Source organism: Pseudotenacibaculum haliotis, from assembly GCF_042684245.1.
Lineage (GTDB): Bacteria > Bacteroidota > Bacteroidia > Flavobacteriales > Flavobacteriaceae > Polaribacter > Polaribacter haliotis_A.
The window spans coordinates 283,204-306,260 of the sequence record NZ_JBHULH010000003.1 but is presented as its reverse complement, the minus strand read 5'-3'; the positions used below and the strand labels follow the sequence as shown (position 1 = coordinate 306,260).

Below are 23,057 nucleotides of genomic sequence, written 5' to 3'. Positions count from 1 at the left end.
TTTTTATTTTTTTTGAGGTTCAACAATTAATATTCCGTTAGATGTTACTTCAACCACTTTGATGACTTCACCTTGAGTTAAATCAGTATCATGATCAGTTAATGCTTCTAAATCTCTGAGGGAGCTTTGAACTTTGATTTGTACTTTCCCTATTTTAGATCTATTAGCACCAATAGTTGTATAAACTTCACCAATACCTCCTAAAGCATTTTTTATTCTCAATGTTCCACTATCATTTAATTTTCTCATATAGAACATTAAAAGTGCAACTAAAATCATCATAATTAGCCCACTTATCATTGAGATAATTAGGGTTGTTGAAGTTGAATTTCCTGAGTTGATACTAGAAACTCCACTCCATCCAAATATTGCAAAAAAGGCTACCGTATTTTTAAGTGTAAAAAACTGAAATCCGACACCTGTATCAGCATCAATCTCGGCGTCTACATCTCCAACATCATCAACATCACCTCCTACAAAAGTAGATATCAAGATAAATACAAAAAAAAGCGAGGAAACTCCAGTAATGACCCAATAGAACTTTTCAAAAGACGAAAGTTCAGAAAACCATTCCATCATAGTGTTATTGTTTTTAAAGTTATTAAATATAGCAATTCTTGAGGAAATAAGTTGAGCTTATTTCGACAGTAAAACGGAAACTGCATTTCCGCCAAAACCTACAGCATTCACCAGAATTTTATTGATTTTTTTTGGTGGGTGTTGTTTCATAGCAAAAGGAACAGCAATCGTTTGCTGTTTTTGGAGCATAAATATAGCCAATTCTAAACTTAAAAGTCCAGAAGCACCAAAAGTATGTCCCAGTTTCCACTTGTTAGTAGTTAAAAATGGAATTTTGTTACAAAACACAGATGAGATGGCTTTGTATTCTGAAAGGTCTCCTTGAATGGTTCCCGGCGCATGCATTACAATTGCATCAACCTCCTTGGGATCAACTCCTTCTAAAGCCATTTTCATAGATCTCTGAAAACATTCGGCTTCTGCAGAGATAGAAATATTGTGCTCCAAAATCTCCGTAGCGTACCCAATTCCTTCGATCTTAGCAATTGCTTTAGGCGAGTTTCCTCTCTCTAAACAAATGGAAGAAGCTCCTTCTCCCAAAACCATCGTATTCTTTTTCTTTTCAAGATCAAAAGCTCTACACGGATAGCTTGTTTTTTGCTTTGAGTAGATCTTCATTGCATTCATTTGAGCAATGGTAAAATCTGTTAAAGAGGCTTCAGATCCTCCTACCAAGAACTTATCTGTAAGCCCTGCTTGAATCCACGCTACTCCATTCAGTAAAGCATGAAGTGCTGTAGAACAGGTAATGGAATGAGAGATCTCCGGACCTTTGGTTTGCAAGTCATGAGCTACCCATGAAGCTATGTTCCCTAAGGTTGTTGTTGGAGAAGCCAATGTGGCTGTTTTGTTATTCTTTAAAAATTCTTGATGGTACTTTTCAAAAAGTCGTGTGGCTCCTCTTGAAGATCCTATGTTTACTCCAAAGTCGTCGTTAGAATTCCAACCTGCCTCTTTTACTGCCTCTCTAGATACATAAATAGCATACAAAACAGAATCGTCCAACTTCTTATATTTTGTATCTGAACCCTTCAGTTTCTTGATCTCTTTTTTAAGAGAAGAGGGTAATTCTGCCACCAAAGCACTCGTTTGATCAAACTGCTTTTCTGCAATCGAATGATTGTCGTTTAAATACTGCTCCCAAATTTCTTCTGGAGTGGTTCCCAAAGCAGAAATTGAAGCAATTGATGTAATAGAAACAGGTTCTTTCAACTGAGTGTATTTTGCTTGCAAAAATACAGTAACCGTAATTATTGACCATAGGAATCTTTTGAAATCTATTTTTATGTATCTTGCCTCAAAAAGAAACATATGGAAGAGCAACAGCAAAAAAGCTGGTTCAAAAGAAATTGGCTATGGTTTGTACCCACAGTAGGGTGTGGAACTTTAATCATCTTATTCTTTTTAGGTGTTGGCGCTTTGATCTTTGGCGTAACAGGAATGATGTCTGAATCTACTCCTGCTAAGTATGCTTTGGATAAAGCCTCTGAAAATCCTATTGTAATTGAGCAAATTGGAACTCCTTTAGAAGTAAAAGGAATGGTTTCCGGTGAAATCAACTTTAGCAATAATAGCGGTGATGCAGATCTTGTTATCCCAGTAGCAGGCCCAAATGGAAAAGCTAGAATTCGTGTTGTTGCTGAAAAAGTGGACGGTGAGTGGCACTACGAAAAACTCTACATCGTACTAAAAGATAATAATCAACAAGTAAACCTTTTAGACAAATCTTTAGAGGGTATCTAAAGCTTCCTCTATAGTACGATATACTTTCTCTAATTCTTCTTTTGTAATTACATAAGGGACTTGGATGTAAATTGTATTTCCCAGAGGTCTTAAAAAGACTCCGCGACTCATAAAAAACTTCAAGAGTTTATCTCTTAAATCGCCATAACGTGCCATTTTTGTATTGAGATCCAAAGCCAAAATTACTCCGATATGTCGCGTTGATTTTATCTTAGGGTGATTTTTGACTTGCTCTTCAAAAGCCTTATGTGCTATGCTTATTTCTTTTATGTTCTTTTGAATAGCATCTGTTTGTAAGAGTTCTATCCCGGCAATTGCCGCAGAACAAGCTACCGGGTTTGCAGAATAGGTATGACAATGGAAGAATCCTTTTGCTATATCATCACTTAAAAAAGCATCGTAAATTTCTTGCGTACAGGATGTAATAGCCATAGGAATCAACCCTGCTGTTAATGCCTTGCTCAAGCAAATAATATCCGGTTTGGTTTCTATATGATCTGAGGCAAAATGCTTTCCTGTTTTCCCAAATCCGGTCATTACCTCATCGGCAATTGTAATGATCTGGTGTTCTTTACAAAACTTTAAAATTTCATTTAAGCCTTCTGCATCATGTATTTTCATCCCTGCTGCTCCTTGTACTAAAGGCTCATATACGAACCCAGCAATGTCATCATTTGACGCATAGTCTTTTAACAGGCTTAAAATTTCTTCATGATTCTCTCCGTTTGGTGTAGGAATACGTTTTACATCGATCAATAGATCTTCAAAAGGACCATTATAAACAGATAGTCCTGAAACTCCCATCGCTCCGAAAGTGTCTCCGTGAAATCCATTTTCAAAAGCAATAAATGTTGAGCGTTTTTTTCCTTTGTTAAAATAGTATTGCAATGCCATTTTAATACTTGCTTCTACCGCTGTAGATCCATTATCGTTAAAGAAGATCTTGTTTTGTCCTTCGGGAAGTATTTTTATCAACTCTTCCGAAAGTTTTACTGCGGGTTCGTGCGTAAAATCGCTAAACATCACTTGATCTAGCTGTTGCATTTGAGCATAAACACGACTGGTAATAAAATCGTTGCAATGTCCAAACATACAGGTATACCAAGTTGCAATGGCATCTATGTATTCATTTCCATCTTCATCCGTTAATACACATCCTTTTGCTTTTACAATTCCTAAACTTTCAGGTTGTAATTGGTGTTGTTTTAACGGGTGCCATAAGTGCTTTTGATCTCTCTCTCTTAAATTCATCTACAAAACAGTTTTAAACTTTGCTGCATATTCCTTGATCACATTCTGATCAAAATAAGGTTCGTCATTAATTCTCCCTAAAACAGGTACCTGAGTCATCTTTTCAATGATTTCTTCTGTTGTAGGATGCTCATCTCCTGAAAAGATGATTGCAACATCGAATCCTTTTTCTTTCAATAAATTCACTGTTAATAAGGTATGATTGATACTTCCCAAATAATGTCTAGACACAACAATCACCTTATAACCCGGCTTGATAATATCTAAAATCGTATCTGTATCATTTAACGGAACTAATAAGCCTCCGGCTCCTTCAATAACCAAATCATTTTGAGTTTTGGGCTCAATAATTTGATCTAATCGGATTTGAATCTTATCAATTTCTGCTGCAGCATGTGGACTCATAGGAGTGTTTAATGCAAAGGCATTTGAATGAAATACAGAGGTTGAATTAGAGGTTAGGTTTTGAACCTTATGTGTGTCTGAAAATTCTAAATCTCCTGCCTGAACCGGTTTCCAATAATCAGCTTCTAGAGCTTCTGTAACTATAGCAGAAGCTATGGTTTTTCCTACTTCAGTTGAAATTCCAGTGATAAAATACTTTTTCGACATTTAAAAAATCGTTTTACAGGTATTACAGATATATCTTCTCCTTTCAAAAAAAGGAAAAAGCATAAAAAATATATTTCTTCTTCTTAACGGCGCTACTAGAATTTGATTGGAATTACACGAAGGGCAATACAAATCATTTCCTTCTTCGTCTTTCTCATACTTTCTTACTGTATTATAGATCTGCATGGCCTTATCCAAATCTTCTTTGTGTACAAGAAGTTTAACTCCTCCAATAGCTTGACTCAATAATGGGTCTGAATCGATTGTTTTTTCATCCATCAGCATGGTTCTGATTCCTTCTGACTCCAGTTTAGATTTAACTACATGTGCTTCTGTAGAATATTCGAAGACGGTTAAAATGATATAATCGTTATTCATTCGACGTTGTTAAGCAACAACAAAAATACGAAGTGCTTCTAAGACAGCTGTGATTTCTTGAAAAGAATTATATGCATGCAAACAAAAACGAAGACGCTCTTCATTTTGAGGTACTGTAGGAGATAAAATTGCTTTGACATCAAAACCTTTTTCTTGAAGTTCTTTAGCAGCTTGTTTTACTTGCCTATTGCCCGGAATGATGCAAGAATGAATGGCAGAACTGCTTAAAATAAATTGTTTTGACATTCCCATTCTCTCTACCTCTTCTGTAAAGAATTGAATGTTCTCTCTAAGTTTCTCCTGAGATCCGGAAATTTGCATCTGCTCATAACTCTTTAGAATAGTTGCCAAAGAGTGAGGTGGCAAACCTGTAGTATAAATAAAGCTTCGGGCAAAGTTTATTAAATATTCTCTCAATGGATTGTTAGCTAATATAACCGCACCGTGACAGCCCAATGCTTTTCCAAAGGTGACAATTCTTGCAAAGATCTTTTCTTCTAACCCTAATTTCTGAATCAGTCCAACTCCCTTGTTTCCAAAAACACCCAAAGCATGTGCTTCGTCTACAATTAAAAATGCGTTGTATGCATTGGTAAGCTCTGTTATTTTTTCCAAGTTAGGAGAATCTCCGTCCATAGAAAAGACTGATTCTGTAACCACATAAACTGTATCAGATTCTTTGAGTTTTTGCAATTGCTCTTCTAAATGAGACAAATCGTTATGCCTGAATTTAAAAGACTTTGCATGACTCATTGTGATTCCATCGCGAATAGAAGCATGAGATAACTCATCATACAAAACCACATCTCCTCTTTGAGGAACCGAAGCAAAAAAGCCAATATTGGCATCGTATCCTGAGTTAAAGATCAATGCAGCTTCTGATTTATGGTAATCGCATAAGAACTTCTCAACTTCATTGTATAAAGAATGATTTCCCGAAATCAAACGGGAACCGGTAGCTCCATTTTTTAAGAAGTTTTTTTCTTGTAAATACTGATGAGTTTCTTGAAAAATTTCAACTGAAGAAGAAAATCCGAGGTAATCATTCGAGGAGAAATCAATCAAATCTTTTGGTTTCGAAAGTTTCCTTAAAGAATTGTTTTCGATCCTTGTTTGAAGTTTTCCTTGAAGTTTTTTTGGCAGATCCATGCAGAACAAAAGTAGCCAAAATCTACTACCTTTGCGCAACAATATTTGGCAATGCAGAAAGAAAGCAACTTAAAAGAAAAGTGGGAGTATTTAGTGAAAGAACTTACCCAACAATTCTCTGATGGCGAAGATCTCAATGTAGATGGGATCATTTACTTGATTGGAGTTCAGGAATTGGGTCAGGGAAAGAGACGTTTCAAAAAAGATGAGAAGATGAACTTAATGCATATTGCCATTTGTAAACTTCTTGAGCCTTATGGTTATTATGAATTCGATTATTTTGATGAAGATGGTTGGCCTCATTACAAAATGCTTACAGAGCTTCCTAATTTAAAACCGGGAGAGCAAACTGTTTTGATGAAAGAAGCTATTATCGGCTATTTCGAAGCGATGGATTTTTTTCCAAAACAATAAATAGAGCCCCGAAAACTCTGGTGAAATTCCCGAGACTCAGACCCATGGGCATTCCCCCCAATTTTTAATGTCTTGCTATATAAATTTTAAAGGTTGTTCCGGATTTAACAGTTGTTAAATAATTAACTGATTAACAATCATATAAAGATCATACAGAGATACTAAACTCACTAGAGTAGATATACTCAATTGTAAAAGTGCGCAGAATTGACTACCGCTTTTCAGGTGGGTAAAAATGCTTACTGAATCCTATGTAACACTCAGTTTTCTAACCATGTACGAATAGAGTTTAGGAACCCATCGTTTTACATAAACACCTAACTTTTCTTTTGCTCCGGCTATATACGCTTCTTGCTTTTTTTGGGCGATTGCTTTAGCCATCAGTTTGGCAAATCGTTCGGGTTTGATTCCATTTGCTGTGGCTTTGTCCATTGTTTGCTGTGCCGTTCCATCACCTTGCAAGGCATTGATAGAAACATTGGTGGTTACATACCCCGGACAGACCAAGGTAACTTGAATGTTATTCTCATGAACCTCAGCTCGCAGACTATCAAAAAAGCCATGAAGTGCATGTTTAGATGCTGCATAGCTAGATCGTAAAGGAGTTCCTATCTTTCCTACAATGCTGGTAGTTACAACAAAGTGACCTTGCTGTCTTTCTAAAAAATGAGGTAGCAATGCTTTTGTTAAAGCAACGGTTCCTGTGTAGTTGATGTTCATAATTCGCTTGTCTACATCAATCACAGTATCCTTCGCAAAGGAACGTTGACTAATTCCTCCGTTATTTACTAATATATCAACTCTACCACTCCAAGATATGGCTTGCTTTACTTTCTCTTCAAAATCATTGTGTTTTTCAAGATCCAAAGGCAATACTTTTACCCTTTCCGGAAATTTGCACGCTGCTTTTACTTCTTTCAAAGCTTCTTCATTTCTACTCGAAATGATTAGCAAAGCGTCTTGTTCAGATAGTTCTACAGCTAATGCTTTTCCTATTCCTGAGGATGCTCCTGTAACCCAAACTACTTTATCTTGAAAGTTCATGTTGATTTATTTTACAGCAATGTACATATTTTCATAGAGAAACAGTAATTTTGGTACACTTCTTGGGAGTTCAATTTAAATCGAGATTCATGAAAAAAATTCTGATCCTACTTTTATTTATCAGCTCATTAGCGCAAGCACAATATTCTGTAAAGGGAAACTTACATCCTCCTAAAAAATATACTTGGGTACTGCTTTATAAGGTAGAAGGTGCCAGACAAGTCTTTGTGAAAAACACTCAGATCAAACAAGAAGTAAAACAGGTTGACGGAAAAAACTTAACCTATGGAACTTTTGAGTTTGAGTTTCCTGCCGATGCAAAAACAGGTGCTTACAGAATTACATACGATCTTCAGCAAAACGGATTTGTAGATTTTTTATTTAACAAAGAAGATGTAGAGCTTTCTTTTAATCCTGGAGATGTTGAAGGCACAACCGTTTTTTCAAAGTCTAAAGAAAATCAACTGTATAAAAAGTTCTTGGCTGATATTGCTACTGCACAATACAAAGTAGATTCTCTGCAAGTTGCTTATTTGAAAAACCCTTCTCAACAATTGGAAGGTGCTTATAAAAAAGCAGTGGAAAACATTTCTAATGTTCAGAACTCTTATGCCAATTCTTCTAAAGGAACTTTGGTACATCATTTTATCATTGCAACAGACAGATACAATTCTCCTACTGTGGCAAAAAGTTCTCAGGAATATTTGAACGGAGTGATTAGTCATTTCTTTGATAAGATCGATTTTTCAAGTTCTTACCTATACAATTCTTCTTTCTTGATAGACCGTATTGCCGATTATGTGTTTTACATGAACTATTCTAGAGATGCAAAAGAACAAGAGAGATTACATAAAAAAGCAGTAGATATTGCTATAGGAAAAGTAAATGACCTTACATTCAAAGCTGATGTGATCGAGTTTCTTACTTCTCAGTTTGCCTCTATTAAAAACATAGAACTGGTTGATTATTTGATGACAAATCACTTTGAAAAGCTTCCTAAAGAGAATCAAAATCTTGAATTCAAGAAAAACATAGATGAAGTTATGGCTACCGCTATTGGTAGAGTAGCTCCTGATTTTACCTGGACCGAAAACGGAAAAGAAATGAGTCTTTCTCAGTTGAAAGACGGACAAAGTTATTTGCTCATCTTTTACAGTACAGAATGCTCTCATTGTTTGCGTGAAGTTCCTCAGATCTATGAGTTCATGAAAGGAAAAACCAATACCAAGGTTATTGCCTTTGCCATGGAAACTTCGGATACTATGTGGAAAAATTACATCAAGAACTTACCTGGATGGCACCACGCACTTGGTTTAGGAAAATGGGAAAATAAAACTGCCAGAATGTATCAGGTAAATTCAACTCCTACCTATTTTGTTTTGGGAATGGATAAAAAAATCATTGCCAACCCTGAAAAGATCGATGATCTAAAAATGATCTTAGGAAGCTTGAATTAAAAGTGATAGAATGCATCTTCTAAATGCTCAATGTCAAACTTTTCTTTGGATTGCGTGATTGCAATAATATCGAAACGGACTTCAATATCTAGATCGTTCTGAATTACATATTCATTAACGGCTTTTGTAAGTAGTTTGATTTTTTTCTGTTTGACAAAGTCTTGCGGATTCCCAAATTCGTTGGTTGATCTGGTTTTAACCTCTACGATGGCTAAGACTCCCTCTTTTCTAGCAATGATATCGACTTCTGCTTTTTGAAATCGCCAATTTCTTTCCAAAATCTCATAGTCTTTCTTTAATAAGAAGTCTGTGGCTATTTGCTCTCCTGTTCTTCCAAGATCATAATGTTTAGACATAGCTTTTTACGCTAAAAATACATAAAATCAGCTATTTAAAATCTCTAATTTATATCCAACACCGTGAATGTTCACAATCTTAATGGAAGGGTCTTCTTTTAATTTTTTGCGAAGTTTTGAGATGTAAGTGTCCAAACTTCTGCCTACAAAAACACCATTGTCTTCCCAGATCTTTTTGGTGAGTTCATCTCTTTTTAAGATTTGGTTGGGGTGTGCTACAAAGAGTTCCAACAGTTCACATTCCTTTTTTGAAAGTGCAATCTCTGTAGCTTCTTTGATCAATTTGTTTTGCTCTGGATAAAAGTGAAAGCTTCCCAAAGATGTATAGTTTTTTTCTTCTTCCTTCTTTTTAGGCTTGGTCTTGCGCAAGACAAACTCCAGAATCAGAAATACTATAAAGATGAGCACATATAATGTGATTGGAAATCTTGCGAACCATCCTTCTTTTTGATCCAAAAACTGAAATTGCAGTGTATAACATCTTTGCGGTAAAACTCTCGACAAACACGGAATGATGGTTTTTTCGGTTTCAATATTCATTTGGTAGCTATACGCTACTTCTTTATCTGAACACTGAACAACTTCTACAAGATAGTTTTCAGATAACTCTGATCTCTCAAGAGTTCTTTTTACAATGGTTACCAAACTATCGGGAGAAAACAACAAATGGCTTTCAAAGGAAAGTTCGTATTGAGAGTTATTTAGTTTTTTTATAGGTAAAATAAGTGAGGTAGAATCTCCGTTGGAAAGCAACAACTGATTACCTACCTCTCGGAGTGAGATCTTTATTTGTTTAGAGAAGTCATCCGAGCCTTCATGATTGTTTTCAAAAAAACGAATCATTGCAATAATAATGACGATAGCAACAAATGAATAAATGGTTCTCTTGCTCATAATTTCTGTAAAGAACAGACAATTTCCTGACTTTTTACAACTGTTGACACTTCTTTTACACTTTTTTGACATTCTCGATTTAAGGTCGCTCTAGTTTTACCTGAAAATCAAAATATCATGAAAAAACTCTTTTTAACATTCGTTATTAGTATTTGCTTTTTGTCTTATATAAATGCACAAGAAGTATTAAAAATCAACCTTTCAAAAAGCTCAGTTCACTGGTATGGTTATTATACTTTTTATTTTGGTGGGCATGACGGGACTATTGATCTTAAAGAAGGATATTTCCTAAAAACCAATGATAAAATATCAGGTGGTACGTTCATCATAGACATGAGTACCATCAAAAGTACTGACATTGAAAATCCTAAATCCAATCAAGGATTGGTAAATCATTTAAAAGATCCTGATTTTTTCGATGTGAGTAAGCACCCTTACGCAACTCTTTCGATTACAAAGGTGGAGTATAATGACAGTACTCATATGAGAATTGAAGCAGACATGACCATCAAAGGAATTACAAAACCCATCAATTTTCGCGCAGAAGTAAACTTCAAAGAAAAAACAATGACTACTAAGTTTAAGATAGACAGAACTCGTTGGGGTGTTAATTACAATAGCAGATTAAAAGACAATGCTATCTCAGATGCCATAGGTTTTGAGGTTAAAATTAGTTTGTAATTATGAGAGCTATAATTCTTGTGTTGCTGCTTGCCTGTTTTAAAATAAGTTTTGCACAAACCGAACATCACTTAGGTGTCTTTGTAACAGATAGTACATGGACTAAGGAAATTCTCAAGTTCCCTTTAGGGTTTGCTAGAGATATCCCTTATGAAGGCTACGAAGATCTGCGTTTTCATGAAGGTTGGGCAAAAAAACAAAGTGATGGTTTTTGGGCTTATATTTTTGCTTGGCACGTGAAAGGAAAACAAAAAACAACCTCTATAAATCTTGAGGTCTACATGAAAATGTACTATGATGGTTTGGCCGGTGTTGGTAGTTCTAAAATTCCGGAATCTGTTATGCTCTTCCTAAAAAATAACGATTCGAATTTAGACTCTGATTTTATTGGGAAAATGCATTTTTACGATCGTTTTCACACAAAAAAAATGATTCGCCTAAACACTCTAGTTAAAAGCTTTTATTGTAAGGAGAAAAATACAACCACCGTTGTTTTTCGAATATCACCCAAAGAATTAGATCATGATATTTGGAATATCCTAAACAAGGTAAAACTCAAGCCTAGTGTTTGTGAGTTCTAAATATCTTCTTTCATTTTAGAAATATATTTCTTGGTTTCCCTCATGACTTTGGGCGCTAAAATGATCGTTGCCAACATGGTTGGAATAGCCATGAGTGCAAAAGCACTATCAATAAGGCTGATCATCGTGTCCAAGTCTGAGGTTGCTCCTAAGATAATACTGGCAATAAACAGATAGTTATAGAAGTGTTTGTACTTCGCTTTGGTTAAAAAAGATAAGGATTTGGTTCCGTAATAAGAGTATGAGAATAGTGATGAGATACTAAAGACCGCCACACAGATCATCAATAGATATTTGCCAATTCCCGGCATAGCTTCTCCAAAAGCTGTTGCTGTTAAACTTACGCCGTTATCTCCACTCGTTTGCCATACTCCGGTTACTAAAATGGCCAATGCTGTTAATGTACACACAACAATAGTATCTATAAAGGGTCCTAACATCGCTACCAATCCTTCACGTACAGGTTCAGCTGTCTTTGCTGCTCCATGTGCCATAGGCGCTGTACCAATACCTGCTTCATTAGAAAAAGCTCCTCTTCTGATTCCTAATATGATCAAAGTTCCTAAAGCTCCTCCGTAAAAAGCGTCTGGTTTGATAAAATCTGCCGAGAATGCATCGGTAAAGATCATTCCAAAATACTTTGGAACAACATCAATATTCACTCCCAATATAACAAGTACTAGAATGAAATATAGTAATACCATTGCCGGAACTAATTTGGCTGTTACTTTGCTAATACGTTTCAATCCTCCTAACACAACAATTGAAGTGATGACAACAAGTACAATTCCGATGATCCAATTGGTAGTATCATTAACAGTAACACCATTGGGTTTTAGCATTATGTCATTGATTGCTTGTGTTAATTGATTGACATTAAAAACTGGCAAGGCCCCTATCATGGCACAAGCGCTAAAGAATAGAGCCAAAGGTTTCCAACTTTTCCCTAATCCTTCAGTAATAAAATACATAGGCCCTCCTTGCAACTCTCCGTCGCTGTCTTTTCCTCTAAACATGATTGCCAAAGCAGAGGTAAAAAATTTGGTAGACATTCCCACTACAGCACTTACCCACATCCAAAAAATGGCTCCCGGTCCTCCTACAGCAATAGCTACTGCAACTCCCGAGATATTTCCCATTCCTACCGTGGCAGAAAGAGCCGTGGTTAATGCTTGAAAATGACTGATCTGACCCGGATCATTGGGGTCGTCATATTTTCCTCGTAATACCTGAATGGCATGACCGAAAAATCGAAAGGGTACAAATTGAGAACGGATCAGAAGGTAAATTCCTCCTCCGATCAATAATATTAATAACGGGAGCCCCCATATAAATGAGGAAAACTCTTGAATTGCTTTTGCTATACTACTCATTAAAATTTACTTCTGAAGTTGTTTCCTTCACACTCATTTGTATGTTTCTTCCCATGATCAAAGCTCTGTTGTCTACTTCATGGCCCGCAGGAAAACCAAATAAAATTGGAAAATCATATCCTGCCGTTGCATCTAAGATCAACTGCTCTATAGAGCTTCCCCATTTGGTTGTATTCTTTTTAATATTGCTCATATCTCCTACGATCAATCCTTTCAATCCATCAAAATAACCCGCTCTTTTCAAACTTTGCAACATACGATCTATGTGGTATTTATACTCTCCGATCTCTTCAATAAACAGAATTTTTCCATCTGTGTCTAATTGGCTTTTGCTTCCCAACATGGTGAGTAATATCGTTAGGTTTCCTCCTATTAATTCCCCTTCTGCCTTTCCTTGATTATTATATTTTGATGAAGAAATTTTGTAGCTCAATTCTTCTCCAAACAATGCCTTTCGTAAGGTTTCAATACTTTGCTTATTCTCTTCCGGGTCAAACTGCATACTAGTTCCCATCATTCCGTGAATGGTTTCAACACCTAAGTTATGTATGTGACTATGAAGTGCTGTGATATCTGAATAGCCAATAACCCATTTCGGATTGTTTTTAAACTTGGTGAAATCCAATCTATCTAGAATTCGTCCAGAGCCATATCCTCCGCGTGCAGACCAAATAGCCTTGATGTTTGGGTTGTCTAATGCTTTTTGAAAATCAGTAGCTCGTTCATCGTCTGTTCCTGCAAAATGATGATTCTGATTAAACACATGGTCTCCTATCATTACCTGTAAGCCCCAACTTTCTGCCAATTGCTTTGCTTTGTTAATGATCTCTTTTTTATTCTTTAAGATCCCTGCCGGAGCTACAATGGCAATAGAATCTCCTTTTTGCAAGTATGCCGGACGTATTAATTTCATTGGGCTTTGAATTGAATCATTCTCTGTTTGCGCTATGGCAGACAGAGAACTCATAAGAAGTAAAAAAACGATTACGAATCGATTTCGATTCTTCATAAAAAAGGTTTTTGTAAATGTATCTATTTTCATCTGTTATTCAAAAAGGAGTTCAACTTCCTTTTTGTACTTTTGTCTCGCAAAAACTTGACCAAAAAGAAATTCATGAGTTCTTCGAAACGATATACGATCACAGCGGCATTACCTTATACTAACGGACCTATTCATATCGGTCATTTAGCAGGGGTGTATGTGCCCGGAGATATTTATTCAAGATATTTACGATTGACAGGAAATGATGTTGCTTATATCTGCGGAAGTGATGAGCACGGTGTTGCCATTCCAATGAAAGCAAAGAAAGAGGGAGTTTCTCCTCAAGAGATCATTGATAAATACCACGGAATCATTAAAAAATCGTTTGAAGAGTTTGGAATTTCTTTCGATAATTACTCAAGAACTTCTGCGGATGTTCATCACAAAACAGCTTCTGAATTCTTTGTAGATCTATACAACAAAGGAGAGTTTATAGAGGAAGTTACAGAGCAGTTATACGACGAGCAAGCAGATCAATTCTTAGCCGATCGTTTTGTTGTAGGAACGTGTCCTAAATGTGGGTTTGAAGAAAGTTATGGAGATCAATGTGAGAATTGTGGAACCAGTCATAATGCCACAGACCTGATCAATCCAAAATCTGCGATCACCGGAAATACTCCAACAGTAAAACAAACCAAACACTGGTTCTTGCCTTTAGACAAACACGAAGATTTCTTAAGAGAATGGATCTTAAAAGGTCATAAGCACGACTGGAAACCAAATGTATACGGGCAAGTAAAATCGTGGGTTGAAGATGGATTAAGACCGAGAGCTGTAACTCGTGATTTGGATTGGGGAATTCCTGTTCCTGTTGAAGGAGGTGAAGGAAAGGTATTATATGTATGGTTTGATGCTCCTATCGGATACATTTCTTCTACAAAAGAGTGGGCTGAGCGAGAAGGAAAGAACTGGGAAGATTATTGGAAAAATGAAGACACCAAACTGGTTCACTTTATCGGAAAAGACAATATTGTTTTTCACTGTATCATTTTCCCATCCATGTTAAAAGCTCATGGTGGTTATATCTTACCAGAAAACGTTCCTGCTAATGAGTTTTTAAATTTAGAAGGAAACAAACTATCAACTTCTAAAAACTGGGCTGTATGGTTACACGAATACTTGGAAGAATTCCCGGGTCAGCAAGATGTGTTGCGTTATACCTTAACTGCCAATGCTCCTGAAAGCAAAGACAATGATTTTACTTGGAAAGATTTTCAAGCAAGAAATAATAATGAACTGGTAGCGATCTTCGGAAACTTTATCAACCGTGTTGCTGTATTAACTCACAAATACTTTGACGGGATTGTTCCTGAACCGAATGAATTATCTGAGGTTGATGAGGATACACTTGCAGCCTTAAAAAATTTTCCGGGTATTGTTGGAAAATCTGTAGAGCGTTACCGATTTAGAGAAGGTTCTCAAGAATTAATGAATCTGGCAAGATTAGGTAATAAATACCTTGCCGATGAAGAGCCTTGGAAAAAGATTAAAACTGACGAAGAGCGTGTAAAGACCATCATGTATGTAGCTTTACAAATAGCTGCTGGATTGGCTGTTGTTTCTGAACCTTTCTTACCATTTACTTCTGCTAAATTGAAATCGATCTTACAACTTCAAGAATTGTCTTGGAATGATGTTGCAGAACAAGATGTTCTTTTAGCTTCCGGTCATCAAATTGGTAAATCTGAATTGTTATTCTCTAAAATAGAAGACAAAACTATTGAAGCTCAATTGGCAAAGTTAGAAGCTACTAAACTAGCTAATGAACAGGCAAACAAAACTGTAGAGCCTCAAAAAGAAACTATAGAATTTGAAGATTTTACCAAATTGGATATTCGTGTGGGAACTATTTTAGAGGCCGAAAAAGTAGCCAAAACCAAAAAATTACTTCAATTAAAAGTGGATGTTGGAATTGATGTAAGGACTATTGTTTCTGGTATTGCTGAAAGCTTTTCTCCGGAAGAGATCATAGGGCAACAAGTAACTGTTTTGACAAATTTAGCTCCTAGAAAAATTAGAGGTGTAGAGAGTCAAGGAATGATCTTAATGACCGATACTCCAGATGGAAAGCTTGCATTTGTAGAACCTGAAAGAGTGGTAAGAAACGGTCAGCAGATCAGTTAATTACCTAAAAAAGCACGTTTACTCAATAAAACGTCTCGTTTCCTAATTATTCGTTAAAAAAAAGAGGCCTCATTTTGTTAAGGATTATCTTTGTTATCGACCAATGTTTTATTGGTCTAAGGCTCCATTTAAACCTTTTAGGTTTTAATTTGTCATAATTGAATAGATATTAAATAACGAAATCCCATGAAACTGATTGCTTATAAAAGAAACTTACTTTTCGCTTTTTCTTTCATTTTTTCATTGAGCACATTAGCTCAAACATCACAAGACAAGATTATCAATTCTTATAAGGACTTTGTGTCTTCTCCACGAGAAGTTGCTTATGCGCATCTTAACAAATCCACTCTTATAAAAAATGAAATGTTAGGGTTTACAGCCTATGTCTTTGATAAGTTTACTAGACAACCTTCATTGGTTACCAAGAACTTATACTGTACTGTGTCTGATAAAGACGGAAAGATCATCAAAAGCAAACTCATCGAAGTAAACAAAGGGGTTTCTTCTAATATATTTAAAATAGACAGCCTCTTTACCTCCGGTAAGTATACCTTTAGAGCCTATACCAACTGGATGCTCAATTTTGATGAGCGTAACTTCTACGAACACTCTTTTAGTGTTATCGATCCTGATAAGCAAAAAGAAATTGTAACTACCAAAAAGCAACGCTCTTTTGTTATTCAAGCATTACCTGAAGGTGGACACTTGGTTGAAGGTGTAAGTAATTACCTTGGTGTAATTGTCAAAGATTCTAACGGATTTGGTTTGGCCAATGCTTCCGGCGCTATCGTAGATGGAAACAATCAAACCATTAAAGAATTTCAACTCAATCAATTTGGTGTTGCCAAAGTTCCTTTAAAACCTTTAGAAGGTCAAAACTACAAGGTAGTTGTGGCTAACAATGAACAAAATATTGAAAAGCAGATCACAGATATCGATCCTATTGGGTTTAATATTTCTATTCTTAGTTATCCTAAAAAGATCGCACTGTTATTCAGAGCCAATCAAAAGTCTATTCCTTATGTAAAAGGAAAAGAATACATCTTAGCTATACACAACGGGTCAACTGTTAAAACCACATCTTTCCAATTTGGAGATAACGGTCAGGTTGTAAAAGCACTAAGTCATCAAAACCTATATTCGGGGGTAAACATCTTTACTGTTTTCGATCCTGAAAAGAATGTGCCTATTTTAGAGCGTGTCTATTTTAACTGGAAAGATGTTGCAACGGCAAACATCACTGATGTAAATACAACACAAGTTGAAGATTCTTTGGTGGTATCTTTAAAAGTAGCTCAAACCATTGATCCTTCTAAAGTACAAAACCTGAGTGTTTCTATACTTCCTAAAAGCACAAAGTCGTACCGATTTAATTCAAATATTTTCTCTCAAGCTTATTTGAATCCTTATGTAAAAGGGTTTGTTGAAAATGCCGGGTATTACTTTGCCAATCCTAACAAAAAATCAAAAGCCGATCTGGATAATCTGCTAATCACTCAAGGATGGAGTAGCTATGATTGGAATAATATCTTTTCCAAAATTGTCATCAATCACCGTTTTGAAAGTGGAATTGATGTGATTGCCAATATCAACGAAAAGAAGGGTGATCGCTTTATGGTGTATCCTGTAGAAGGAAGTAGACCTAATGTGGTACAGGTGCGTAAAAATGATAAAAAATTCACTCATGCAAACATCTTCCCTTTTGAAGAAGATAGCTATGGTGTTAGTATTTTAAGAAAGAACGGTAGTACTCAAAAAGCAGCAATGTACTTGCAGTTCTATCCTTCAGAAGTTCCTGATTTTACACTTAATTCGTACAATACTCCATTAAGAGACTTGTCTTCTATAACTTCATTAGATACAAATCCTTTAATTGCTAATTGGGATATTGAAGACGCAGAGGCGTTGAACGAAGTTGTAGTTAAGTCTAAGTACAGAAGATCTTCCAGAATTGAAAAGATCAGGAATAAGAGTTGGGGAAATGTGCATGTTTTTGATGACAGTGACAGAAGAAATATCCGATCTTTATCTCAATACCTTAGTGGTAGAGGGTTTAGAATTGAAAACTCAGGAGGAATCGGTCAATATACTATTGAAGATAGAAACCCATTAAGCCCTAATGCTACAGTTCCTTTATTTATGATCAACGGAATTGTAACAGAAGATTTTAACTTCCTTTACTACATGAGAATGGATGAAATAGATTACATCGATATCAACAGAGGAGGTTTAGGTTTTGGTGTACGAGGAGGTAGAACTCTTATCAAAATTGTGACCAATCCTAAGTTGGCTTTCAATAACAACAACGGAGGAAAAAGTGTTTCTAAATACCAGTATTCTTTAACCTTTAGCGCTCCTAAAAAGTTTTACAAGCCTATCTATTCTACCAAAAGATCTCAATTCTTTAGAGATTATGGAGTTGTAGATTGGGTTCCTGAAGTAAATGTTGATGAAAATGGAATTGCTTCGTTTAAAATTCCGAGAAGTTACAATGGAAGTGTAAATTTGTATATTGAAGGAATTATCAATGGGAAAGAGCTTCTTTCTCAAACTAAAACGATCAATAGATAAACAATACACTGCTTAAAATAGCGTACCATCCTATTTATAGGCATCCCTTACCCTTGGGGCATCGGTTTCCCATGGGTAAGTATGAGCTGTTATATCATCAATTGCTTCACGAAGGGACTTGTACAGAAGAGAACTTTTTTGAACCTGAAATCCCTAACAACAAGTATATCTTTTTGGCTCACGATCCTGAATATGTATCGGATCTGATGAATCTTACGCTCGATCCAAAAATTGCTCGTCGCATAGGGTTTCCTTTGGATGAATTGTTGATTGAGCGTGAAATAGTTATCGCAGACGGAACTCTAAAAGCTTGTGAATATGCTTTAAAGAATGGGATTTCTATGAATATTGCCGGTGGTACTCATCATGCTTTCACAAACAAAGGAGAAGGGTTTTGCTTATTTAATGACCAAGCAATTGGAGCTCGTTATTTACAGCATAAGAATTTGGCAGATAAGATCTTGATTATCGATCTTGATGTACATCAGGGAAATGGAACTGCTGAAATTTTTAAGGATGATGATTCCGTTTTTACTTTTTCTATGCATGGGAAGAGTAATTATCCATTTATCAAAGAACAAAGCAATTTAGACATTGCCTTGGATAACGGAGTTGGAGATGAAGAATACTTGCAAATTTTAAAAGAGACCATTCCTAAACTGATTTTAGAGCAAGAGCCTGATTTTATTTTTTATTTATCTGGAGTTGATGTGATCGAGTCCGATAAATTAGGAAAGCTTTCTCTGTCTATGGAAGGATGTAAAGAACGAGATCGAATTGTTTTACAATCGTGTAAAGATTTTTCAATTCCTGTAGTGTGTAGTATGGGAGGCGGTTATTCTAAAGATATCAAAGTTATTGTAGAAGCTCATGCCAATACCTTTCGAACAGCTCAAGACATCTTTTTTTAATTTTCATAAATCCTTAACAAAACTTGCGGCTTTTCTGTAAGATCAAAAACAGTAAAATTCGTATTTTGCTACTCTAATTTTATGCTGCACGAACTCAAAGATATTATCAGATCTGCTAAGATCGCTAAAGAGAAAGGGATTAAAACTGCCTTAGCTTCCGTAGTTGCACTAGACGGTTCTTCTTACCGAAGACCCGGAGTACGAATGTCTGTTCAAAACAATGGCAAAATGATTGGTGCCGTTAGTGGCGGTTGTGTAGAAAAGGAAGTTTTAAGACAGGCACAAAGTGTTTTCGAGTCAGATCAACCCAAACTTATGGTTTATGACGGAAGATATCGCCTGGGCTGTGAAGGAATTTTATACATTCTTATCGAACCATTTGATCCTGAGGATGAATTTTACACTGCTTTTGAAACACAGTGCACATCCCGAAAACCTTTTACAATTTCTTCCACTTTTTCCAAAGAAGAAGACAAACGGTTTCAAGGTCTATCTACCTTTCATTTTTCAAATGCAACTTATGCTGTAAGTAAGAACAGTTCTAATGATACTTCATTAGATGTTTTTCAACAAACCATTCAACCTGGATTTAAATTAGTGATTATTGGATCAGAACACGATGCTGTTCAATTATGCAAATATGCATCATCAACAGGTTGGGAAGTCGACATAATTGCTCCTCCAGACGATCCTAAGAGCATTAATAATTTTCCGGGAGCTTCAAATTATCACGGGATTTCTGAAACTGAATTTGGTTCATTTGAACTTGATTTGCAAACAGCAATTATGTTTATGACACATAGTTATGTAAAGGATCTCAAGTACTTATCTGTTGTTACAGAAAAGGAAGTTGCCTATATTGGTTTGCTAGGACCTAGTAAAAGACGTGAAAAACTCATCAATGAAATGTTAGAAAGAAATGAAAATATTTCATATGATTTTTTTGATCGTATACACGGCCCAGCCGGCATAAACATTGGCGCGGAGACACCTCAGGAAATTGCAATTTCTATTTTAGCTGAAATTCTTACTGTTATCAGAAAACAAAAACCCATATCTTTGAGGCATAAAACAGGAGGAATTCACCAATAATGTCCAAAACAGCCATTTTAATCCTAGCTGCAGGAGAATCGAAGCGTTTAGGAAGTCCTAAACAGTTGTTATCTTATAAAGAGTCTAATCTTTTATTGCACACCATTGAGCAATTTCAAGACATACAAAACGCGCATGTTTTTGTGGTTTTGGGAGCTTATTTTGAAGATATCTTTCCACAGATAAGGAATAAATCTGTGACGGTTATAAAAAATAACGCATGGATGAATGGAATGGGTAGCTCTATAAGTAAAGGTGTAGAATTGATTCGTAAGAAAAATCTTTTTGACCGTGTTTTAGTTACCTTGTGTGATCTTCCTTTGGTAGAAGCTTCTCATTACCAAGAGCTCATAGATTTATCTATATCTTCCAGAAAAAGAATTGTACAAACTTCTTATGAAGACACTTCTGGTGTTCCTGTGATCTTTGATAAGTCTCTTTTCAATGCGCTTTCTTACCTATCTAATGATCAAGGAGCCAAAGCATTGATTAAAAAGTACAAAAAAGAGGTTTTGAAACTAAGTTCCAAAACCCCATATTTTGATATTGATACGAATGATGCGTATCAAAAACTATTAGAGTTATCCTAATATTGCATTCTTCTTTTTATCGAAGTAATTGATAAATGGTTGCTCAAACATTTGAGTTCCCGTAGCTGCTTTAACGGCATTTGCAATTGCTCCTCCGGCTGGTGGTAACCCAGGCTCACCAAGTCCTGTTGGCGATTCTCCATTTTGTACAAAGTGTACATCTACCTCAGGTGTTTCTTGCATTCTTATCAATCTATAACGATCAAAGTTTGTTGCTAATGGTGCTCCATCTTTGAATGACAAATCTCCGTACATAGCATGTCCAATCCCATCAATCACACCTCCTTCAACTTGATTCTTGGCTCCTAATGGGTTTACAACAATTCCACAATCTACTGCGGCTGTTACTTTTTTCACAACAGGAACCCCGTCTTTCATTTCTATTTCTGCAACCTCTGCCACATGTGTGTTGTGACTATAGTATGCTGCAAAACCTTGATATCTTCCTTTCGGAGCATTCCCCCAGTTAGATTTAGAAACTGCCAGTTTAATGGTGTCTTCCATTCGTTGCCCCGAATATTCAATTCGTTTGTCTGTAGTTCCTTTTACATTCTGAAGAAGTTCTATTAACAGTTGAGGATGATCTTTTCCTAATTCATCTGCCAACTCTCTAAAGAAAGTTTGCTCAGCAAATGCTAAGAAATTGGTATAAGGAGCTCTCCATGCACCTGTTGTCATCTTACTCTTATAATTGGCGGTACTTACTTTGTAGTTTGGAATACATCCTGCCGGGAAAAAGTTTGGAATCAATCCATACATATTAGAATTGATCGCTGCTTCCTTTAAGTGGTATCCTGTAATTTTTCCGTCTTTTAAAGAGGCTGCTATTCTGTATTTAATAGCAGGCCTGTAAGTTCCGGCAGCCATATCGTCCTCTCTTGAGTACATTACTTTTACCGGTTTTTGAATCTTATCAGAAATCTCTGCAGCTTCTAACACAAAGTCTCCATACAAGCGTCGCCCAAAACCACCTCCCATTCGGGTCATTTCTAAATGAATTTGTTCCGGTTTCTTATCAAATATTCTGGAGATCATTGATGCCGACCATGCCGGAGTTTGTATAGGTCCTACTAAATGAGCTACTTCCTTTGTCATATCTGCATAAAAATTCATTGGCTCCATACAGTTATGAGGTAAAAAAGGTGATGAGTATGTGCGCTCTATCACTTTATCTGCTTGTGCAAATGCTTTTTTCACATTCCCGTCTTCACGACGAATATCAAATTTCTTTCCGTCTAAGATCTTTAGCAATTCTTTATCGTGATCTTCTGTACTTTCTAACTTCTCAGCATCTTCCCAAGTAGCGATTAATGCTTTTTTCCCTTTCATTGCCGCCCAAGTACTGGTTGCGATCACTGCTATTTTATCTGTAACTGTGGTAAAATTGATTTGATTTTCGAGAACTTTTATTTTTTCTCCAAACCTAATCACGTCTACAACTCCGTTTACCGCTTTTGCTTTAGAATCGTCAAAACTCACTAGTTTTTTTCCAAAAGCCGGTGGTCTCATTACCGAAGCAAATAGCATTCCTTCCGGTTTGTAATCAATTCCAAACAAAGGCTTTCCTGTTCTGATCTTATCGATATCTACATTGCGAACATCTTGACCGATCAACTTATATTCTTTTGGGTCTTTTAGCTTTACATTTTCTGGAACTTCTAATGATGCTGCTTCTTTTACAACATCTCCATAACCCAGCTTATCTCCGTTAGCATTTGTAATAACTCCTTGTGAAGCAGAGCATGTAGAAGCATCTACACCCCACTTAGCTGCTGCTGCATTAACCAGCATTTGCCTTGTAGTAGCCCCGGTTTGACGTAGTGCATCCCATCCGAAACGTATAGACTGACTTCCTCCTGCTACCTGTCTTTGGTAATTTTTAGAATCTAATTTTCCTTGAGCTACATTTACCTTATCCCAAGGAACATCTAATTCTTCTGCTATGATCATTGGCATTGATGTTTTTACTCCTTGTCCAATTTCCGGGTTGGGAGAAAAAATGGTTACATAACCTTCATCAGATATCTTAATAAATGCATTGAAATCATTAAAGTTTAATTTCGAAATATCAACCGGTGGTTTTGCTTCCGACTTACATGCCGTAAACAGATTGAATCCAATTAACATTCCTCCTCCAGCTAACGCTGTTGTGCGCAAAAAGTTTCTTCTACTGAATTGCAGTGAATTATTTTGAGACTTCATAATTAATTCGATT

At 36.1% G+C, this 23,057-nt stretch carries 22 protein-coding genes; 10 read left to right on the top strand and 12 right to left on the bottom strand.

The features are described from left to right. Window positions 1-3: 3 nt before the first annotated feature. Both ACFSRZ_RS06995 and ACFSRZ_RS06990 read right to left on the bottom strand, forming a co-directional pair. Window positions 4-579: a hypothetical protein gene (locus tag ACFSRZ_RS06995; protein ID WP_379665824.1), complete on the bottom strand. Its 576-nt coding sequence runs from the start codon at window positions 577-579 to the stop codon at window positions 4-6. A gap of 57 nt (window positions 580-636) precedes the next feature. Further along, the gene (locus ACFSRZ_RS06990; protein WP_379665823.1) at window positions 637-1,791 is read right to left on the bottom strand and encodes a beta-ketoacyl synthase N-terminal-like domain-containing protein; all 1,155 of its coding nucleotides are present in this window, start codon (window positions 1,789-1,791) and stop codon (window positions 637-639) included. Between the two features lie 99 nt (window positions 1,792-1,890). Here ACFSRZ_RS06990 and ACFSRZ_RS06985 point away from each other — a divergent pair, with 99 nt between their 5' ends. Further along, window positions 1,891-2,322, top strand: coding sequence for a cytochrome c oxidase assembly factor Coa1 family protein (locus tag ACFSRZ_RS06985; protein ID WP_379665822.1), 432 nt, complete (start codon window positions 1,891-1,893; stop codon window positions 2,320-2,322). On the opposite strand, the gene bioA is transcribed toward ACFSRZ_RS06985, so the two are convergent. From bioA to ACFSRZ_RS06965, 4 genes are read right to left on the bottom strand one after another with little or no spacing between them, the layout of a single operon-like run. Next, window positions 2,308-3,573: an adenosylmethionine--8-amino-7-oxononanoate transaminase gene (gene bioA / locus ACFSRZ_RS06980; RefSeq protein ID WP_379665821.1), complete on the bottom strand. Its 1,266-nt coding sequence runs from the start codon at window positions 3,571-3,573 to the stop codon at window positions 2,308-2,310. The two genes, ACFSRZ_RS06985 and bioA, sit on opposite strands and share 15 nt — an antisense overlap. After that, a complete protein-coding gene (bioD, locus tag ACFSRZ_RS06975; protein ID WP_379665820.1) occupies window positions 3,574-4,185 on the bottom strand; it encodes a dethiobiotin synthase in 612 nt (203 codons plus the stop codon). Continuing rightward, entirely contained in the window at window positions 4,186-4,563 is a 378-nt protein-coding gene (locus ACFSRZ_RS06970; protein ID WP_379665819.1) for a putative signal transducing protein, read from the bottom strand. It abuts the gene before it with no gap. Between the two features lie 9 nt (window positions 4,564-4,572). Then, window positions 4,573-5,712, bottom strand: a complete 1,140-nt coding sequence (locus ACFSRZ_RS06965; protein WP_379665818.1) for an aminotransferase class I/II-fold pyridoxal phosphate-dependent enzyme — start codon at window positions 5,710-5,712, stop codon at window positions 4,573-4,575. A gap of 51 nt (window positions 5,713-5,763) precedes the next feature. Between ACFSRZ_RS06965 and ACFSRZ_RS06960 the strand changes: the two genes are divergently transcribed. After that, on the top strand, window positions 5,764-6,126 hold the full coding sequence (locus ACFSRZ_RS06960; RefSeq protein ID WP_379665817.1) for a hypothetical protein: 363 nt from the start codon (window positions 5,764-5,766) through the stop codon (window positions 6,124-6,126). A 249-nt stretch (window positions 6,127-6,375) separates the two neighbouring features. On the opposite strand, the gene ACFSRZ_RS06955 is transcribed toward ACFSRZ_RS06960, so the two are convergent. Then, window positions 6,376-7,170, bottom strand: a complete 795-nt coding sequence (locus tag ACFSRZ_RS06955; protein WP_379665816.1) for an SDR family oxidoreductase — start codon at window positions 7,168-7,170, stop codon at window positions 6,376-6,378. Between the two features lie 89 nt (window positions 7,171-7,259). Here ACFSRZ_RS06955 and ACFSRZ_RS06950 point away from each other — a divergent pair, with 89 nt between their 5' ends. Continuing rightward, window positions 7,260-8,627, top strand: a complete 1,368-nt coding sequence (locus ACFSRZ_RS06950; RefSeq protein WP_379665815.1) for a TlpA family protein disulfide reductase — start codon at window positions 7,260-7,262, stop codon at window positions 8,625-8,627. On the opposite strand, the gene ACFSRZ_RS06945 is transcribed toward ACFSRZ_RS06950, so the two are convergent. Together ACFSRZ_RS06945 and ACFSRZ_RS06940 are read right to left on the bottom strand one after the other, a co-directional pair. Continuing rightward, window positions 8,624-8,983, bottom strand: coding sequence for a YraN family protein (locus ACFSRZ_RS06945; protein WP_379665814.1), 360 nt, complete (start codon window positions 8,981-8,983; stop codon window positions 8,624-8,626). The genes ACFSRZ_RS06950 and ACFSRZ_RS06945 overlap by 4 nt on opposite strands. 27 nt (window positions 8,984-9,010) lie before the next feature. Beyond that, window positions 9,011-9,877, bottom strand: a complete 867-nt coding sequence (locus tag ACFSRZ_RS06940) for a winged helix-turn-helix domain-containing protein (RefSeq protein ID WP_379665813.1) — start codon at window positions 9,875-9,877, stop codon at window positions 9,011-9,013. A gap of 117 nt (window positions 9,878-9,994) precedes the next feature. Between ACFSRZ_RS06940 and ACFSRZ_RS06935 the strand changes: the two genes are divergently transcribed. Continuing rightward, window positions 9,995-10,558: a YceI family protein gene (locus ACFSRZ_RS06935; RefSeq protein ID WP_379665812.1), complete on the top strand. Its 564-nt coding sequence runs from the start codon at window positions 9,995-9,997 to the stop codon at window positions 10,556-10,558. Between the two features lie 2 nt (window positions 10,559-10,560). Beyond that, window positions 10,561-11,139 carry a hypothetical protein gene (locus ACFSRZ_RS06930; RefSeq protein ID WP_379665811.1) on the top strand — a complete coding sequence of 193 codons (579 nt, stop codon included), beginning with the start codon at window positions 10,561-10,563 and terminating at the stop codon, window positions 11,137-11,139. Here the strand turns inward: ACFSRZ_RS06930 and ACFSRZ_RS06925 are convergent. Further along, a complete protein-coding gene (locus ACFSRZ_RS06925; RefSeq protein ID WP_379665810.1) occupies window positions 11,136-12,512 on the bottom strand; it encodes an alanine/glycine:cation symporter family protein in 1,377 nt (458 codons plus the stop codon). The two genes, ACFSRZ_RS06930 and ACFSRZ_RS06925, sit on opposite strands and share 4 nt — an antisense overlap. Continuing rightward, window positions 12,505-13,521 carry a S66 peptidase family protein gene (locus ACFSRZ_RS06920; RefSeq protein ID WP_379665809.1) on the bottom strand — a complete coding sequence of 339 codons (1,017 nt, stop codon included), beginning with the start codon at window positions 13,519-13,521 and terminating at the stop codon, window positions 12,505-12,507. Before ACFSRZ_RS06920 ends, ACFSRZ_RS06925 begins: the two co-directional genes overlap by 8 nt. A gap of 105 nt (window positions 13,522-13,626) precedes the next feature. Here ACFSRZ_RS06920 and metG point away from each other — a divergent pair, with 105 nt between their 5' ends. The 5 genes from metG (at window position 13,627) to ACFSRZ_RS06895 (ending at window position 20,842) form a co-directional block, all read left to right on the top strand. Then, window positions 13,627-15,678 carry a methionine--tRNA ligase gene (gene metG, locus ACFSRZ_RS06915; protein ID WP_379665808.1) on the top strand — a complete coding sequence of 684 codons (2,052 nt, stop codon included), beginning with the start codon at window positions 13,627-13,629 and terminating at the stop codon, window positions 15,676-15,678. 186 nt (window positions 15,679-15,864) lie between these two features. Continuing rightward, window positions 15,865-18,249, top strand: coding sequence for a hypothetical protein (locus ACFSRZ_RS06910; protein WP_379665807.1), 2,385 nt, complete (start codon window positions 15,865-15,867; stop codon window positions 18,247-18,249). An 8-nt stretch (window positions 18,250-18,257) separates the two neighbouring features. Then, complete coding sequence (locus ACFSRZ_RS06905; RefSeq protein ID WP_379666075.1) at window positions 18,258-19,160, top strand: histone deacetylase family protein; 903 nt, start codon at window positions 18,258-18,260, stop codon at window positions 19,158-19,160. Between the two features lie 81 nt (window positions 19,161-19,241). After that, window positions 19,242-20,252: an XdhC family protein gene (locus tag ACFSRZ_RS06900; protein WP_379665806.1), complete on the top strand. Its 1,011-nt coding sequence runs from the start codon at window positions 19,242-19,244 to the stop codon at window positions 20,250-20,252. Further along, entirely contained in the window at window positions 20,252-20,842 is a 591-nt protein-coding gene (locus ACFSRZ_RS06895) for a nucleotidyltransferase family protein (RefSeq protein WP_379665805.1), read from the top strand. Before ACFSRZ_RS06900 ends, ACFSRZ_RS06895 begins: the two co-directional genes overlap by 1 nt. Here the strand turns inward: ACFSRZ_RS06895 and ACFSRZ_RS06890 are convergent. Then, entirely contained in the window at window positions 20,834-23,044 is a 2,211-nt protein-coding gene (locus ACFSRZ_RS06890) for a xanthine dehydrogenase family protein molybdopterin-binding subunit (protein WP_379665804.1), read from the bottom strand. The genes ACFSRZ_RS06895 and ACFSRZ_RS06890 overlap by 9 nt on opposite strands. Between the last annotated feature and the right edge of the window lie 13 nt (window positions 23,045-23,057).